Consider the following 17,136-nt stretch of genomic DNA (forward strand, 5'->3'; position numbering starts at 1 on the left):
CGTGAAATCATGAAGGTTTTATTCTATTGAATAAAAAACGTAAATTTGCAATTCAACAGGGGGTTAACAAATTATGCTGTCCAAAAAGACAAAATATGCAATAAAGGCACTGATGGTGCTTGGTCGTAATTACGGTAATGAGCCGATGCAAATCGTGAAGATTGCGCAGGAGGAGAACATTCCAAAAAAATTCTTGGAACAAATTCTACTTGAAATGCGAAATGCCGGAATTCTCTATAGCAAAAAAGGTGCTGGAGGTGGTTATAGCCTCAATAAGGCTCCCGAAGATGTTTTTCTATCGCAGGTGATGCGCCTGATTGATGGCCCCATAGCCTTGCTGCCATGCGTGAGCTTGAACTTCTACCGCTCCTGCGAAGAGTGTACACAAGAGCATGCCTGTGGCATACGCGATACTTTTGTCGAGGTGAGAAATGCCATGTTGCAGATTTTAAATGATACAAGTATTGCCCATTTAATCAATAAGGAAAAAGAATTGAACCTAAATGTAGATTAAAGGAAATAATATATATTTTTCTATTTAGATTGGAGGCGTAACAAATAAGTTACGCCTCTTTTTTTATGAGATAAAGTTATTGGTATAGAGTGAATTACCGTGTTTTGTTTGAGGAGGGTAAGCTTAATTTATTAATTACATAATTATTTAACATTATTTTACGAATTTTCCGTAGCAACATTTATATATTTACCTCGACAATATATAAACGAAATTTATGAAACTAACCTATTCCCTAGTTTTGTTTCTTTTATTATCCGTACTGAGTTCCAAGTCTTATGCACAACATAAACTTGTGGGATCGGTGGCAGATATCAAAGATCTTGCAAAACTACATCAAGCTTCAATCGCGCTGCTCAGTCCCAAAGATTCGATTTTGGTTAAATTCGGTCGGACGAAGGAAAATGGAACATTCCAAATTGCTAATCTCGACACAGGTACCTATAAAATGGTGGTTTCCTATCCGCAGTATGCTGACTTGGTAAAAGATATCCATGTGGCCGCCGAGGATCTAGATATTGGTATTGTAAAGCTATCCAAAGCAGCTCTACTATTGGAAGAGGTTCAGGTGAACGGTAAAATTCCTGTGGTTATTAAAGGCGACACCATCGAATACGATGCCGGTAGCTTTAAAGTAGAGAAGGATGCTAAAGTAGAGGACCTGTTGAAGGTCTTGCCGGGTATTACGATGGATGGTTCAGGCAAGATCATCGCTCAAGGTAAGGAGGTAAAAAAAGTATTGCTTGATGGGGAAGAGTTTTTTGGTGATGATCCAACCTTGATCACCAAGAATATTCGGTCAGATATGGTTAGTAAGGTACAAGTCTATGAGAAGAAATCAGATCTTGCCGTACGTACAGGAGTAGATGATGGCGAACGAACGCAGACAATTGATATTAAGCTCAAAGAAGATAAGAAAAAAGGAATGTTCGGCCAGGCTGTTGCGGGAGCTGGTACAGATAAATATTATGGCGGAAAAGTCATGCTCAATAAGTTTAAGGGCTCGCAGAAAATTGCTGCTTATGGCATTCTCGCCAATGATGGAATGGTCGGATTAGGATTTGAAGATAGCCAAAAATATGGTGTGGGCGGAAGCAGCAATGTACAGATGATGGACGGCGGCGGCATCATGATTTCTTCTAGTGGTGATGGCTCCGACGGTGGATGGGATGGTAAATACTATGGTGGTGGAGTGCCTAAGGCCGTAAACATGGGAGCAAGTTATTCCGACAAATCCAAAGATGATAAGCATAAGATCAATGTCAACTTCAAACGGAATCAGATCAATGTCAATAATACAAGTACCTATAATGCGCAGAACAATCTTCCTGAACGTGCGCAGGTCGATAATAATGTGACAGCATCGGAAACCGAAACACAGGCCAATATCGCGAATTTAAGGTATGACTATAAGCTTGATTCGCTCGCAGACTTGACTGTCACTATGGGCTTTACCAAATCTAGCCGCGACAATTTATCCAATTCCGAAGCAGACCAGCGTAAATTGGATGGCACATTGATTACACGGACTTCGTCCAAGACGGATTTAAATAACGATCAGGATAAGTTTAATGTAAATGCGATGCTTACACGTCGTTTTAAAAAGGACCGCCGCTCCATTACTTTCAATGTCAATGCGAATACAGATCAAAATCGTAACAAGACACAGTATTTTTCGGAAAATTTCTTCCAAAGTTCCGGAGATACAACCTTGATCGATCAATATAAAAATGATAAGTTGGCCAACAATACGTATGGTGCTTCAGTAACCTATTCGGAGCCTTTGTCTAAAAGGTTGACTGCTGCAATAGGTTATGCATTCAATCAAAATAAATCGGAAACACTCAATCAGTCATTTGATAGAGATCCGGTTACAGGAAAATATACGGTATTGGACCAAGACCTGCTAAACGATTTTGATTTTAACAGTTTAAAAAATGGTGTCAACGCCTCCTTGAACTACAAGTCCAACACATTAACTGTAAATTTGAGCAATAGGGTTGATTTTGAGGAGGTCAAGAGAACCTATAACAACCTGAATACAATACTACAGCGGAACCAGACTTCTGTTGCTCCAGTAGTTTCCGTCAACTACAAAATCTCGAAAAGCAAAAATGTGAGCTTCCGATACAGCGGCCGCACGAGCCAGCCATCGTTGACGCAAATAGAGCCGTTGAAACAAAATGCCCAGCCACTCGTCGAGTATTTGGACAATCCAGATCTGGAAGCGGGCTTTAACAACTCCTATTCAATTAATTTCAACAACTACAAGCAGTTAAAGGACCAGAGTATTTATTTTTATGTCAGTGCAGATCAAGGAAAGAAAAGTATCAACAATAGCGTACGCTATGATCTAGATAAAGGTACGCAGCAAATTTCCTACGTGAATATTGATAAAGACAATTGGCGTATGTATGGCGGTGGAGGATACAGTTTTGTATTGAAGAAAAAATGGGGATTAAAAATGAACTTGGGTATGAACGCGCAGTATAACAGCCAGTTTAGCTATTTATCTACTTACAACGAAGATCCTGAGCTCAATAGAAATCAAACATGGAGTGTGGCGCCGAGCCTTGGCTTCAGTCGGTACAAGGCAAATAAAATGGATTTTTACATCTCCATGAGCCCTGGTGTGGAGCAGATGAATTCCTATTTGCAACCTGAGTTAAATCGCACGACTTTTAAATTTAGGACGTTCTCGGAGATTACGTATTATTTACCAAAAGACTTCAAAATTTCCCTGTCGACAAACCAGAATTATCAGGCAGCGACGAAAACATTGCAGTCCATTAATATCATTAATATGAATGGCTATGTTTCCAAAAAATTATTGAAAGATAAGTCTTTGGAAGTACAGGTATTTGTCAACGATATTTTAAACAAAAATAATGGGGTGTACCGTTATCAAAATGGAACTTCATTTATACAGACCGGCAACGATGTACTGCGTCGTTATGGAATGCTAAAAGTAATCTACAATTTTACAACAATGAAAGGAGATGCCAAATGAGTAAGTATATAAAGTTGATGGTCTGGGTATTATTGCTGAGCTCAGGAGCAGCCCATGCACAACACGCGTATTTTCCGAGCAGCGGAACGGTGACTTATGAACGGAAATTTCATGTACAGAATTTCTTAAAACGTAATTATCTCAGCAAACCCGATTTAGATACCTGGGATAAGCTGATGGTCGATAATGCGGTGAAGAATGGGCCTGCAGAGGTGGTGACCCACCATATTCTGAAATTTTACGATAATGAAACTCTATTTGAAACGGTGCAGGAAGATTATCCTGCAAATTATCGTAATGTGACTCACTATAATTCTATTCTCCCGGATTCAAAAACGTACATTAATTTCCAGAATCAGGAATTCTTAAAATTGCTCCCCTTTGGAGATGATCAGCTCTTGCTTAAAGATTCATTGCCTACTGTAAAATGGAAGTATACCGATGAATACCGAAATATTGCCGGATATGACTGCAGAAGAGCCAATGGAATTATTCAAGATTCGGTCTATGTGGTTGCGTTTTTTGCGGGGCAAATCCCTATCTCCGGTGGTCCTGAACTTATACACGGACTCCCGGGCTTAGTGATGGGGATATCCATCCCAAGTATGAATGTAAATATGTTTGCCACAAAGGTGGAGATTACCAATACCGCATTTTCCAATGTGCTGACTAAAAAGAAGAAAGTTGTTGCGGAATCCAGAACAGAGATCATAAAAAAACTGAAAGATACCGTCTATGATTATCTGGATGAGAAGGCGTTTAAGAAGCGGTTGCAGAGTATACTCTTTTAGGGGATAATGTAGGTGGTCGAGATGATAAAAAAGCCTGTTCAAACGAACAGGCTTTTTGTATAAATGGAGGTAAGTCTTATATTAACGTACCGTACTTCCGACTTTAATTGCTGTATCTGGTTTGACAAAATCCAATCGACCATCAGCGTCTTCTGCCATAAGGATCATTCCTTGTGACATAATTCCTTTTATTTCACGAGGCTCAAGATTGACCAGGATGGATACCTGACGACCTACGATCTCCTCAGGGCTGAAGAATTCTGCGATACCCGAAACGACCGTGCGTGTATCAATACCAGTATCGATTGTTAATTTCAACAATTTTTTTGTTTTCGCAACTTTTTCGGCTGCTGTAATCGTTCCGACACGGATATCCATTTTAACAAAATCGTCAAAACTGATGTTTTCTTTCGCTGGAGCAACTTTTGCATTATCAGCTAGATTTTTTGCTTTTGCTTCGGCAAGCTTATTCAATTGGAAGTCGACTTGTTCATCGGTTATTTTGTCGAATAACAATTGCACTTCACCCAATTGGTGTCCAGCTTGGATCAAAGCATCTGAACCTGCGTCGTTCCAGTTTCCTTGTGGAAAATTAAGCATTTCAAATAATTTGATCGCTGTTTTCGGTAAAAACGGCTGTGCAAGAACAGCAAGGTTAGCAACGATCTGTGCCGCTACATTTAGGATGGTTTTGACACGTTCCTCATCTGTTTTAATGATTTTCCATGGTTCCTCATCGGCAAGATATTTATTGCCCAGACGAGCTACATTCATAAATTCTGCCAATGCCTCACGGAAGCGGAATTGCTCCAAAGACGATTTGATAGAAGTAGGGTATGATTTTAGTTCATCCAGTACCGCTTGATCTACAGCTGTTAGTGGCGAGCCGTTCAATACCTTGCCATCAAAATATTTGTGGGAAAGTACCAAGACACGGTTGACAAAGTTTCCAAAAATAGCAACGAGCTCATTGTTGATCCTAGCTTGGAAATCTTTCCATGTAAATTCTGCATCCGAAGTTTCCGGTAATATGGATGTCAATACATAACGCAATTCATCCTGCTTGTCAGGAAATTCCTGTAGGTATTCATGTAACCAAACCGCATGGTTTCTGGACGTGGATAGCTTATCGCCCTCCAGGTTAAGGAATTCGTTGGCTGGAATATTTTCTGGTAAAATATAGTCGCCGTGTGCATGAAGAATCGCCGGGAAAATAATACAGTGGAAAACAATATTATCTTTTCCAATAAAATGGATCAGCGTAGAATCGTCTGCTGGGTTTTCATGGGTTTTCCAATAGTCTTCCCAGTTTTTACCATGGTCTAAAGCCCACTGTTTTGTTGCTGAGATATAACCGATAGGTGCATCTAACCAAACATATAGTTTTTTACCCGCTGCTTCAGCCAAAGGTACATCGACGCCCCAATCGAGATCTCTTGTCATTGAACGCGGCTGTAAACCGGATTTAAGCCAAGATTGACATTGGCCAAAAACGTTGGATTTAAGGATATTTTTCTTTCCTTCGATCAGCCATTTTTCAAGCCAAGGCTGGTATTTATCCAAAGGTAGGTACCAATGTTTCGTTTCTTTCAAAACTGGCGTTTTTCCGCTTAACGTTGAAATTGGGTTGATCAGATCTGTTGGGCTAAGTGATGTCCCACATTTTTCACATTGGTCACCATAGGCGCCTTCAGACTTACAATTTGGACAAGTTCCCGTAATGTAACGGTCGGCCAAAAACTGATGGTATTCCTCATCGTAGTACTGCTCTGAAAATTTCTCAACAAATTCACCTTTGTTGTAAAGGTTCAAGAAGAAATCCTGCGATAACTGGTGATGTATGGGCTCCGATGTACGGTGATATATATCGAAAGAGATACCAAACTCCTCAAAGCTTTCTTTGATTTGTTTATTGTATTTGTCAATGATTTGTTGCGGGGTGATGCCCTCTTTTTTTGCACGGATGGTAATCGCCGCACCATGCTCATCTGAACCACATACATAGACTACATCTTTTTGATTCAGACGCAAATAGCGGACAAAGATATCCCCTGGGATATAAGCTCCGGCAAGGTGTCCAATATGTAAAGGACCATTGGCATAAGGTAATGCCGATGTGATGGTATAACGTTTTTTATCTAGAATACTCAATGCTTGAAAGTATATTAAAGTGTGTACTTGTTTTCTTTGGCAAACTTAGATAAATTGCTGTTTATATGCAATATAAATGCGTGTCATATCGAACAATTTATTCTTGAATTCTTGTTTTGGCTTATTTCTACGATTGTTTCAACTTGATTAAAATGAGCTTCCATTTAACAACTTGTTATCGTAGAAATATTATTCAAAATAGCGGTAGAAAACTTAGATAAATTTACGTTTATTTGTACATATAAGCACAATATATCAAGTAAATTTATAATCGGACTTTGCAATGTAGAGGTCCTTTTTTTTGAAAGTGTTTGATGTTATTGGCCAGAAAGATTCTTCAGTTCGCTTGCATAGCTGTTGGTGTCTTCGGAGCCATGAAGTTTTTGTTTGATCATTAGCGATAAAAAAGATGTCCAAAATACCTGATTTTCTGAAAGAAGGCGATAAAGTAGCTGTCGTTTGTCCTGCGAGTTTTATACGAGGTTCTATTGATGTTGGGATAAAAACATTGGAGAATTGGGGGCTGGAGGTTGTGGTTGGGAAGACTGTTGGGACATCGTTCCATCAGTTTGCCGGAGATGACAATTTACGCGCTGCCGATCTGCAGTGGGCACTGGATGATCCGTCGATTAAAGCGGTTTTTGCAGCGCGCGGAGGTTACGGTTGTGTTCGTATTGTCGATCAGATAGATTTTTCAAGCTTTGAAAAAGCTCCCAAATGGTTGGTGGGTTTTAGCGATATTACCGTATTGCATAGTCATATTCAACGGAACTATAAAATTGCAACAATACATGGACAGATGCCAAAGTCTTTTGAAACGGGCACAAAAGCATCGTTGGAAACTTTAAAAAATGCATTGTTTGGCCATAATATGAATTTTGCCTACGAGCAAACGTTATTCCCCAATCGTGCGGGTAAAGGCGAAGGAAAATTGGTCGGTGGAAATTTAGCAATCTTACTATCTGTACTTGCTTCTAATTCGGATGTCAATTACAAGAATAAAGTTTTATTTATAGAGGATGTAGGTGAAGCCTATTATTCCGTAGACAGAATGCTAAGGGCATTGAAGCGCGCGGGGAAATTAAAAAAATTGAATGGTCTAATTGTAGGTGGCTTTTCTGCGATGAAAGACAATGATCCTGCTTTTGGGCAAAGTGTAGCGGAAATTGTGTGGGATATAGTTAAAGAATATGATTTTCCGATAGCATTTGGCTACCCTGCAGGGCATATTGATGATAATCACGCACTGGTATTTGGGCGAAAAGTAGCCTTGAATACAACAGTAAATACTGTTCAGTTAACCTATTTGTAGGGGAAGCTGAACAGAATCTCGTTGTTTTATTTATTGATTATCCCGTTTATTGATTATCCCGAATGTACAGGGATGACCATCATGGCAGCCTGACTCTTCCAGGCCATCTTTTGCGCAATGCTCGTATTGAAAATTCGACTTAATAAGCCCTTGTCCCGATGGAAAGTGACCATCATGTCGATATGATTTTCGTTGATGTATTGGTTGATCCCTGCAGCAATGTCTGCGTTGAGGATATAACTATAGATGGGATGATAAGGAGCAAGTAAATCCTGCATGGTTTTTATTTCGGCATTTACCGCCTTATTTGCAGGATCTTCTTTAGTCACATGGACGACATAGACCTCACTTTTCCGTAATACTTCGGACGCATTAACCAAAAGACGGTTTAATTTTAGTTTTACCTCTTTGAGATTGGTGGCGATTAGCATTTTTTTGGGTACCCGAAATTCTGCTCGTGCGGGGACCACCAGTAATGGTGTGTGACAATTTTCGATCAGCTTGAGGGTATTGCTTCCAAGAAGCAGTTTCTTTAAGCCGCTTTTACCTGCAGTTCCGACGATGACAAGATCAATGTCCTCCTCAGCACAGGTACGATTTACGCCATAGCTAAGTTCATATTCTTCAAGAACTGATTTCCAGGCAATGCCCTCAGGGAAAAGCAACATCAGTTCCTGTTGCCAGGTATTGAGGTCCTTTTGTTTTTCTTCCAAGATTTCTGAATTGCTGATGACAACAGGTTCAGTACCTACGGTAGGGATTACTTCGTATGTGTGGTATAGGACAACCTTTTCAATGCCCCAAAGTGGAGCTAATTGTGCGGCATATCGAGCAGCAGCATAGGCATTGTCCGAAAAGTCTGTTAACAAGAGTAGGTTTTTCATCCTTTAGTTATTTGTTGATCCATAATCCGTGGCTAAGGTCTTTTACGCTGTCTTAGCCGTTCCAAAGCATCATAATCGGGTCTATAGTCATCAAATTACGCATTAAGTATTATAAATGCAAAAGCTTTATTTATTATGGTGAGCGCTGTGAGCTGTTCAATTTAAATAATTTCATTAATTTAGGGAGATCGGTAATTCAAGTTTTAATAAATTAAACGTTTTTTATGGCAATTTGGAATTCATTGGGTAAATATAGGGATACGGGACTTTTGGTCTTGCGTGTTGGACTTGGGGTGATGATGATCATGCACGGTCTGCCCAAATTACAGGGCGGTCCTGAGCTCTGGGCAGGTGTCGGAAAATCAATGGGTAATATTGGTATTCATTTTATGCCTACTTTTTGGGGCTTTATGGCGGCTGCGACCGAAACTGTTGGGGGGCTATTTTTACTGTTGGGGCTCTTTTTCCGACCAGCGGCATTATTGCTTGCATTTACGATGGTCATCGCTGGATTAATGCATCTTTCTAAAGGAGATGGTATCTCTGGTGCTTCACATGCGATTGAGCTTTGTTTTGTGTTTTTAGGACTTATCCTTGTTGGGCCGGGTAAACATTCGGTTGACAAAAAATAAGAGAATTCCCGGCAAGAGACTTCCCGGAGGAAGAACTATACGACAAAAACGCCGCAATTTAGAATACATTGCGGCGTTTTTTGTCGTATAATTTGTTTCTATTGGACAACGAGTCCATCGTTGTTGATATTTACAAAGCACAGATTTCTACGATCTATCCATGGGAATAACCAGTAAGTTGGCCGCGCCATTCCAGGCTATTTTTTTAGAAATGCTTGTTTTGAATAGACTCGCTAATAGTCCTTGCTTTTTATGGAATGAAAGTATGAGATCAATATGTTTCTCTTTGGCATATTCTTCAATACCTAGTGCAATATCATCATGACTGATGTAGTCATAAATCGGATGATATTTGTCCAGGCGTTCATGGAGGTGCTTTAATTCCTGTGCCAAATCTGCGGCTGAACCTTCTTTTTTAGCAACATTCAAAACATACAATTGTGCATTGAAAGTATCTAACACCTGATCTAAATTGAATAAATCCAGCTTTCTGTCTACCTCCTTCAGATCGGTTGTAGCCAACACATTTTTGGGGACGGCAGGATTTACCTTATGGGAAACGATAAGCATGGGCTTATTGCAGATGTCCATCAGTGTAATGGCATTACTTCCGACCAGGATCTTAGCAAAACCTGTTTGTCCGGTAATACCCAATGCGACAAGGTCAATGTCGTGCGATTTACACATGTCATTGACTCCCAATGGCAGATCAACATCTTCCATCTGATGTGTAAGTTCCACTTGTGGAGGGAACAATAATCTAATTTGGTCAAACCATTGTGTCAGTTCTTTCTCTTTGGTTTCTTTTACCTCATCATTGACAATGACAATAGGTTCGTTATTGACAATGGTAACACTATTGTAAGTATGGTAGATAATAACCTTTTGAGTTTTCCATGCTTCTGTACACAGGGCTACTTGTTGTGCTGCCAGAAGAGCATTTTCTGAAAAGTCAGTTAACAGGAGGATACGTTTCATGATGTTCTTTTTTATACGTTTAACTTCTATAACCTGGTTGGTGCATCCTGTCCTGCAAAATCTTTAGCGTATGAGCTATTGGAATCATTCGGACTTCAAGCAGTACCAGTATATTACTAAAACAATGAATGTAGCGATAAGTTACAAAGAAAACGTGAATTTAATGTTAAACTCGCCCTATTGTGATGAGTGTCATAAAACCTTCATGGCTTCGTAAGACACCAACAACGATGAAAGCGAACTGAAGGTTCTTTCTAGCCAATAAGATCAGACACTTTCAGAAAAAAAAAAAGGCAACCGCGATTACGGTTGCCTTTTTTAAGAGAGAGAATACGTTCTATTTTTTTGCTTGAAAGTTGATGATATAATCGGTCATCACTTTGGCACTTTCATCTTTCACAAAGTCAAGATCGATTTTAGGTTGGGACTTACCTTCCTCCCAGGCTGGTTTACCCTGCAATTTCAATAAAGCGTTGATGCGGTCCCTATTTTTCTTGAGGTTGTCATCTTTCTCTTTCTTGAATTTGTTTAATTCCAATGGAATTTTAACATCCTCATCTTTTTGAGCTTCTTCAATATCTTCTTTCAGATACTTATATTCCAATGAGTTTTTAATGCGTGCCTCATGCATTGCTTCTAATTTTTTGTCAACAGCACTTAGATCAGCTACTTTTTTGAAATTGCTCGATTGGATCTGATCCCAAGGAAGCGCTGATTTTTCTGAGCTCTCGCCAAATTTCTCTGCGGAGAACTGTGAAGGGAATACGATATCTGGTGTAACCCCTTTATGTTGTGTACTGCTACCGTTTACACGATAGAATTTACCTAGGGTGATATTGATCTGTCCATATTGAGGAGCACCTTCTGGGGTGTCCGGATCTTTTTCACCTGAGGCCTTTAGTAGCAAGCGGCTGGTCGGGCTGATAACTCGAGACATGTCGATTGCCGATTGCACTGTTCCTTTACCATAACTTTGAGATCCCAAGATAATACCTCTTCCATAATCCTGGATCGCTCCAGCAAAGATTTCAGAAGCCGAAGCCGAGAAGCGGTTGATCATGATGCCCAATGGACCATCCCAGGATACACCCGCGTTTTTATCTTCTTCGACATCGATGTTATTTTTTGTGTCTCTTACTTGTACAACTGGACCTTTATCGATAAATAAACCTGTTAAATCAATTGCTTCCGGTAAGGAACCGCCACCATTGAATCGCAAATCGATAACCACAGCATCTACTTTTTCCTGTTTCAAGGTGTCTAAGATTAACCTAACGTCTCTCGTTGTGCTCTTATAGTTTGGATCGCGTCTTCTGTAAGCTTCAAAATCCATGTAGAACTTCGGAATATTGATGATACCCACTTTGTACGTTTTTCCATCGGCACCTTTGACGTTCATAATCTCTTTTTTCGCAGACTCTTCTTCAACAACGATTTTCTCACGTACTAAAGATACAATGCGCGGATGAGAGTTCATTGGCTGACCAGCAGGTATAATTTTCAGGCGAACAATGGTTCCTTTTGGACCTTTGATTTTTGCTACGGCTGCATCAAGTCTCCAGCCAATAATGTCTTCGAATTCACCATCTTTTCCTTGGGCTACAGCAATGATTTTATCATTGACATGAATGCTCTTGTCTTTGAATATTGGTCCACCAGGGATAATTTCGAAGATGCTTACGGCCTCGTTGTCGACGACAAGTCGTGCTCCGATTCCTTCAAATGTATTGGCCATTCCTTCATTGAATGCCTGTGCAAATGATGGGTTAAAATAGGACGTATGTGGGTCAACAGCATCTGTCAATGCTTGCATGACCACTTGAAAAGCATCGTTGGCATTGGTTTTCTTTGCCTGCGAGATCAAATTGACATAGCGTTTCTTTAGTGTTTCCACCTGTTTGGTCCTCGCGCTGTCGGTCGATTTACCACTCGCGGTTTCTAAGTTGAGCAGATCGTATTTTACGCGTTTACGCCATTGGTCGTTGGCTTCATCTGCCGTTTTGAACCAGCCTAATTTTTCACGGTTAGGTTGGTAATACTCATCCTTCGTATAATCCTGTTTCTTGTCGATTTCTGAAAGTGCATATTGCATTCTGTCCAGGTATCTCTTTGAATAGACATTAAAAATATGGAATGCAGCAGAAAGATCTCCATTTTTGATATCCTGCGCAAGATTGTTTCTGTACGCTTGAAATTCATCAATATCCGCTTGAAGCAAATAATTTTTTCCTTGATCCAAAGTCTTGATTAGATTATCGTATATGATACCCGATATCGAATCATTCATTTTGACCTTTTTGTAGCTCGCATTTTCCAATAATCCCGAGACTTCTTTAGCGATAATTTGATGTTGTGTGCTTGGTTTAAGCCCTCCATCATCAGGAAGCGCCACTCGTGGTTTTGAACCACAAGAAACAATGGATACAACAAAAAGTGCAAATATGAGTTTCCTAAACATATTTTCGACGGTTTTAATAATCATTCTTTTTAAAAAATATTCAGCTCCTATTGATGAGCGTGCTAAATTTAGTGAAATTCGTAGCACATTATCGCAGAATCTAAAAATTTATTTGATTTATCCTTCAATATTTACAAAAAGCTTAAAATCTCTTTGTAGACGGCTCTTTCAACAGACCACTAGAAGGGGTAGATTGTTTTAAATGTTTCAATTGTACAATTCATTTTTTAACTGCGTATAGGCTTTGTAGGTCTGATCAGCAGATGGATAATCTTTTAGCACAAGATACACCTCACCCAGTTTATCCAATATAGCAAGTGAGAGCTGTTTGTTATTTTCATCCGAAGCCAATTCAGCGGCCTGCACAAATTCTTTGATCGCCACCTTATAATTTCCATCTTTTTGCTTGGATGAGGCCAGCAAGTATTCGATTTCAGCGAGCTCGCTACTTAGTTTTTTTGCATTGGCCAAGTCGCGGGCTTGTAGCAGAAACCACTGAGCCTCTGTAAATTTATTTTGCTTAAAATAAATTTCAGCAAGCATTTCCCATGCAAAAATCTTCCCCTCATAGGCTTTGGCCTTATTGAGTAAAGGGATCGCACTGCGGATAATATTATTCTCGGCAGTTTTATAATTTCCCTGACCTGCTCGTGCCATAGCAATTAAAAGCCAGGCGTTGGCCTGGTCTGCATAGCTTTTGCTCTTCATGGCATAGGTATGATAATTTTGTGCGCTCTCTTCAGCACGTACAAAGTCTCCACGATACAGCTGAAAATTGCTGATGTTCATATTAATTGTAGCAATATCATCCCTGTTATCGGTACGATTTGCCAAGGAAAGCGACTGATATAAAAATTTTGAGGCATTGATGCTATCGTTGTTTTTAATTGAAAATAAGGCGGCTTCATTGGCAAGCGCATAGCCCGCAATCCAGTTTTCAGCCTTCGTTTGTGTCTCTATAGCACTATCCCAGCTATTTGCCGCAGTAGGCATGGGGTTCATCAAATATTGAAAATGGCCCAAGTTATTGGTGCTCCGCAGTTGCAATAACAGTCGCTGGAGAAGGAGCTGCCTGGCAATTTCTTTGCTGAAAGACTTCTTGCCTGCATAATTCTCTGCTAGTATTTCATTGGCCGTTTTTGGAGGTGGTAAAAAATAGACCTCTGGACCGATACCTTTAAAGGAAGCATCGTATTGTTTTATTGCGCCAGTATAATCTTTGGCGGCATCCTGTGCGATTACCTGACATGGTATATTCATGAATGCAGTCAAAGCGGTAAATATAGAAATCCAGTATTTTGTCATTCTCATAAAATATTACGTTATTATTAACGTCTACATAAATTTAGCTAAAGGACATATTTGAGCAATCTACTACTTAATTCGATAAACCTGTACGGTCGGTTATGCTCTGCCAAAAGCAATTTACATATATAATAGAGCAAATATGACGAAAAATTGTGTGAAAAAATGTTAAAGTAATATCGAACGGCGAATGATGACCCTCAAAACTATGCGTGTGAAAGCTTGATGCTTATCGCTTTGCAGAAGTCATAATAGAAGAGTTTGGATGAATAAAGCTAAAATATTTAGTTGCTGTGCCGTTTAATTTTTAACTTTGTGTTATGGCGACACGAATTCCATTAGCAGAACGACTTAGACCGCGGCAATTGAGTGATTATGTGGGACAACAACATATTGTGGGCCCAGATGCGGTACTCTATCATGCGATCCAGCAAAAAAATATTCCATCCATGATTTTGTGGGGACCTCCCGGCGTTGGGAAAACAAGCTTGGCCTTGCTGATCGCAAGAGAGCTCGACCGGCCTTTCTTTTCATTAAGTGCGATTCAAGCAGGGGTGAAAGATATTCGTGAAGTAATCGAAAAAGCCGAACGGCTGATGAACTTCAACCAAGATCAACCCATTTTATTTATTGATGAAATTCACCGTTTTTCCAAATCGCAGCAGGATTCGCTTTTAGGTGCGGTGGAGCGGGGGCTGGTCACACTTATTGGTGCAACAACAGAAAACCCATCGTTCGAGGTCATTTCTGCATTGCTCTCGCGTTGCCAAGTGTATGTATTGGAACATCTTTCGGAAGAAGATCTGATTGGATTGATTCAAAAAGCATTACATGAAGATGAATATTTACAGAAACAAGCGATTGTTGTAGAAGAATATGAGGCCTTGTTGCGGCTTTCTGGTGGCGATGCACGTAAATTGTTGAATGTTCTCGAATTGGTTGTGAATGCTGCTGTACTGCACAAAGAGCCAATTACAAATGCTTTTGTTTTGAAGCAGGTACAGCAAAATATGGCCATTTATGATAAAGCGGGTGAGCAGCATTACGATATTATTTCGGCCTTTATTAAATCCATCCGCGGGTCTGATCCGAATGCAGCAGTATATTGGCTTGCACGGATGATCGAAGGCGGGGAGGATCCATCCTTTATTGCACGGAGGTTGTTGATTTTAGCTTCTGAAGATATTGGCAATGCCAATCCGAATGCCTTGTTGTTGGCGAACAATTGCTTTCAGGCTGTCAATGTTATTGGGTGGCCCGAATCACGTATCATTCTTTCGCAAACGGTTATCTATTTGGCGACTTCTGTTAAAAGCAACGCTTCCTATGAAGCAATCAATAAAGCACAAGCCTTGGTGAAACAAACTGGAGATCTGTCTGTACCGCTGCATATTCGCAATGCGCCGACCAAATTGATGAAAGACTTAAATTATGGGGCCGAATACAAATATGCACATGCCTATCCGGGAAACTTTGTCGTTCAGGAATTTCTGCCCAAAGAAATTAGTGGTGTCAAATTGTATGAGCCTGGGCAAAATTCACAGGAGGAAAAATTGAGACAGAGTTTACGGGACAAATGGAAAGAGAAATATAAATATTAATGTGGGTATAGCAAAAGGCGAGCGTTAAAGCTCGCCCAGTGCAGATATGAACAACGAATTTTAGATCTCTGTAGCAGGTTTGTTTTTTAGGGCAAATGCTCTCTTAGGTGGCAATGAACTACCTGTACCAGTTGTACTGTCGCCATCGCTGCTATTGCCATACTTCGTATGGCTTTTGATAGTTGCTCCAGTAACTTTTTTTCCATTCGCATTTTCCTTTTTTGCCGTTTGTAACATCTTTTTAAAGATGAGTAGTCCGACTATTCCCAAGGATAACCATAATAGATCTACCAGTAAAATGTCATTTGAGCCTGATCGATAAGTTTCCCATATCCAGTTCCCCGTTTTTATTCCATTCACAATAGGTACTGCTAAAGACAATACCGAGCCGAGTAGGAGTGTTTCTAAGTTTGTTTTCCCTATGTTACGTCGTATAATGTAAAAAACACCTAATGCCAGCCAACTATAGAAATAAACATGGAATATAAAAGGCTGGTCCACTTTCGTCGCCAGCTTGACCGCGATAAAGGTCATTGCGGTGACAGGGAGCATCGTTAGGCAGCTAGCCATAAATACATTTGCTGCCCAAAAGTTAAAGATACGTTTGCGCTTTGGGATATTATTTTTATCCCGTGCCACCAGCCAGATCAGTATGCCCGATATGATAACAAAACAGCCCATGATACCCAGCACAAAATAAATGATTTTGATAGGATAGCCGCCAAAATCTGCAAGATGCAAACGGTAGATGAAACCCTTCATGTAATCTAGATAGGAGCCATTTTCTGCGGCAGATTTTTCAAAAAGAATTTTGTCGTCTGCGACACGATAGATCAGTTTGCCCGAGCCGGCAAAGTTTTTATCGATGTCGGCATCATATAGCGCTACGACATGCATACTTTTATCACCATAATTTTTGATGAATATGCGGTTCATATGGCTGTTTGGCCATTTGCTTTCCAACTTATCCAAGAAGTCACCCATCTTAAAGCTTGTCGTAAGTGGTTCATACAAATACGTGTATTTAGTATTGTCGCTATAGCCAAGTGCTTCATATACTTGATCCTCCTTTCCATCGTAAAGGTACTTGCTAAAGGGAATAATAAGCACCGAGTTCACAATCAGTACGATTCCTGTCAGTGCATACATAAATTGATACGGGAATCCGATCACACCGAGGGCCGTGTGCATATCGGTCCATACCGTTTTCCATTTGTTTCCAGGTCTAAATACAAAGAAGTTGGATTTGATCTTGTCCCAGTGGAGCATGAGGCCTGATATCAGTGCAAAAAGGAAGATAAAAGAAACTAGGCCAGCCAGGGTATAACCAAAGGGACGTCCGATATTAATTCCGATTTGGTTGAGTGGAGCAAGGAAATGGAGACGATAGAGAAACTCCCCCATGGTGTATCCATCACTATAATCTGACGGCCTTTTTGTGGCAAGGTCATAGGTGAAATACATCGAGTCCTCCGCACCACGGCGCCCACGCCCTCTTTT

At 40.2% G+C, this 17,136-nt stretch carries 12 protein-coding genes; 6 read left to right on the forward strand and 6 right to left on the reverse strand.

Translation table 11 applies throughout. The features are described from left to right. Positions 1–73 precede the first annotated feature (73 nt). From BV902_RS01825 to BV902_RS01835, 3 genes are all read left to right on the forward strand, one after another. Entirely contained in the window at positions 74–514 is a 441-nt protein-coding gene (locus tag BV902_RS01825) for an RrF2 family transcriptional regulator (RefSeq protein WP_046673766.1), read from the forward strand. A 217-nt stretch (positions 515–731) separates the two neighbouring features. Continuing rightward, positions 732–3,524 (forward strand): outer membrane beta-barrel protein, encoded by a 2,793-nt coding sequence (locus tag BV902_RS01830; protein ID WP_075990519.1) that lies wholly within the window; start codon positions 732–734, stop codon positions 3,522–3,524. After that, positions 3,521–4,315 (forward strand): GLPGLI family protein, encoded by a 795-nt coding sequence (locus BV902_RS01835; RefSeq protein WP_237241908.1) that lies wholly within the window; start codon positions 3,521–3,523, stop codon positions 4,313–4,315. The genes BV902_RS01830 and BV902_RS01835 overlap by 4 nt, the downstream gene beginning before the upstream one ends. Positions 4,316–4,396: 81 nt before the next feature. Here BV902_RS01835 and metG read toward each other — a convergent pair whose 3' ends face one another. Then, entirely contained in the window at positions 4,397–6,466 is a 2,070-nt protein-coding gene (metG, locus tag BV902_RS01840) for a methionine--tRNA ligase (protein WP_083663428.1), read from the reverse strand. Positions 6,467–6,875: 409 nt separating this feature from the next. Between metG and BV902_RS01845 the strand changes: the two genes are divergently transcribed. Further along, complete coding sequence (locus BV902_RS01845; RefSeq protein ID WP_075990520.1) at positions 6,876–7,778, forward strand: S66 peptidase family protein; 903 nt, start codon at positions 6,876–6,878, stop codon at positions 7,776–7,778. A 53-nt stretch (positions 7,779–7,831) separates the two neighbouring features. Here BV902_RS01845 and BV902_RS01850 read toward each other — a convergent pair whose 3' ends face one another. After that, complete coding sequence (locus tag BV902_RS01850; protein ID WP_075990521.1) at positions 7,832–8,662, reverse strand: universal stress protein; 831 nt, start codon at positions 8,660–8,662, stop codon at positions 7,832–7,834. A 224-nt stretch (positions 8,663–8,886) separates the two neighbouring features. On the opposite strand from BV902_RS01850, the gene BV902_RS01855 reads away from it, so the two are divergent. Then, positions 8,887–9,294: a DoxX family protein gene (locus BV902_RS01855; RefSeq protein ID WP_075990522.1), complete on the forward strand. Its 408-nt coding sequence runs from the start codon at positions 8,887–8,889 to the stop codon at positions 9,292–9,294. A gap of 147 nt (positions 9,295–9,441) precedes the next feature. Here BV902_RS01855 and BV902_RS01860 read toward each other — a convergent pair whose 3' ends face one another. The 3 genes from BV902_RS01860 to BV902_RS01870 all read right to left on the reverse strand — a co-directional run bounded on the left by BV902_RS01860 (position 9,442) and on the right by BV902_RS01870 (position 14,041). After that, the gene (locus BV902_RS01860; RefSeq protein ID WP_075990523.1) at positions 9,442–10,272 is read right to left on the reverse strand and encodes a universal stress protein; all 831 of its coding nucleotides are present in this window, start codon (positions 10,270–10,272) and stop codon (positions 9,442–9,444) included. Positions 10,273–10,609: 337 nt separating this feature from the next. Continuing rightward, on the reverse strand, positions 10,610–12,730 hold the full coding sequence (locus BV902_RS01865; protein ID WP_157625834.1) for a carboxy terminal-processing peptidase: 2,121 nt from the start codon (positions 12,728–12,730) through the stop codon (positions 10,610–10,612). Positions 12,731–12,937: 207 nt separating this feature from the next. After that, a complete protein-coding gene (locus tag BV902_RS01870; RefSeq protein ID WP_157625836.1) occupies positions 12,938–14,041 on the reverse strand; it encodes a tetratricopeptide repeat protein in 1,104 nt (367 codons plus the stop codon). Positions 14,042–14,355: 314 nt separating this feature from the next. Here BV902_RS01870 and BV902_RS01875 point away from each other — a divergent pair, with 314 nt between their 5' ends. Beyond that, a complete protein-coding gene (locus tag BV902_RS01875) occupies positions 14,356–15,636 on the forward strand; it encodes a replication-associated recombination protein A (RefSeq protein ID WP_046673775.1) in 1,281 nt (426 codons plus the stop codon). A 60-nt stretch (positions 15,637–15,696) separates the two neighbouring features. Here the strand turns inward: BV902_RS01875 and BV902_RS01880 are convergent, their stop codons facing one another. After that, entirely contained in the window at positions 15,697–17,100 is a 1,404-nt protein-coding gene (locus BV902_RS01880; protein WP_237241910.1) for a PepSY-associated TM helix domain-containing protein, read from the reverse strand. Positions 17,101–17,136 lie beyond the last annotated feature (36 nt).

The sequence above is a fragment of the Sphingobacterium sp. B29 genome (genome assembly GCF_001952815.1).
In the GTDB taxonomy this organism is placed as follows: Bacteria; Bacteroidota; Bacteroidia; order Sphingobacteriales; family Sphingobacteriaceae; genus Sphingobacterium; species Sphingobacterium siyangense.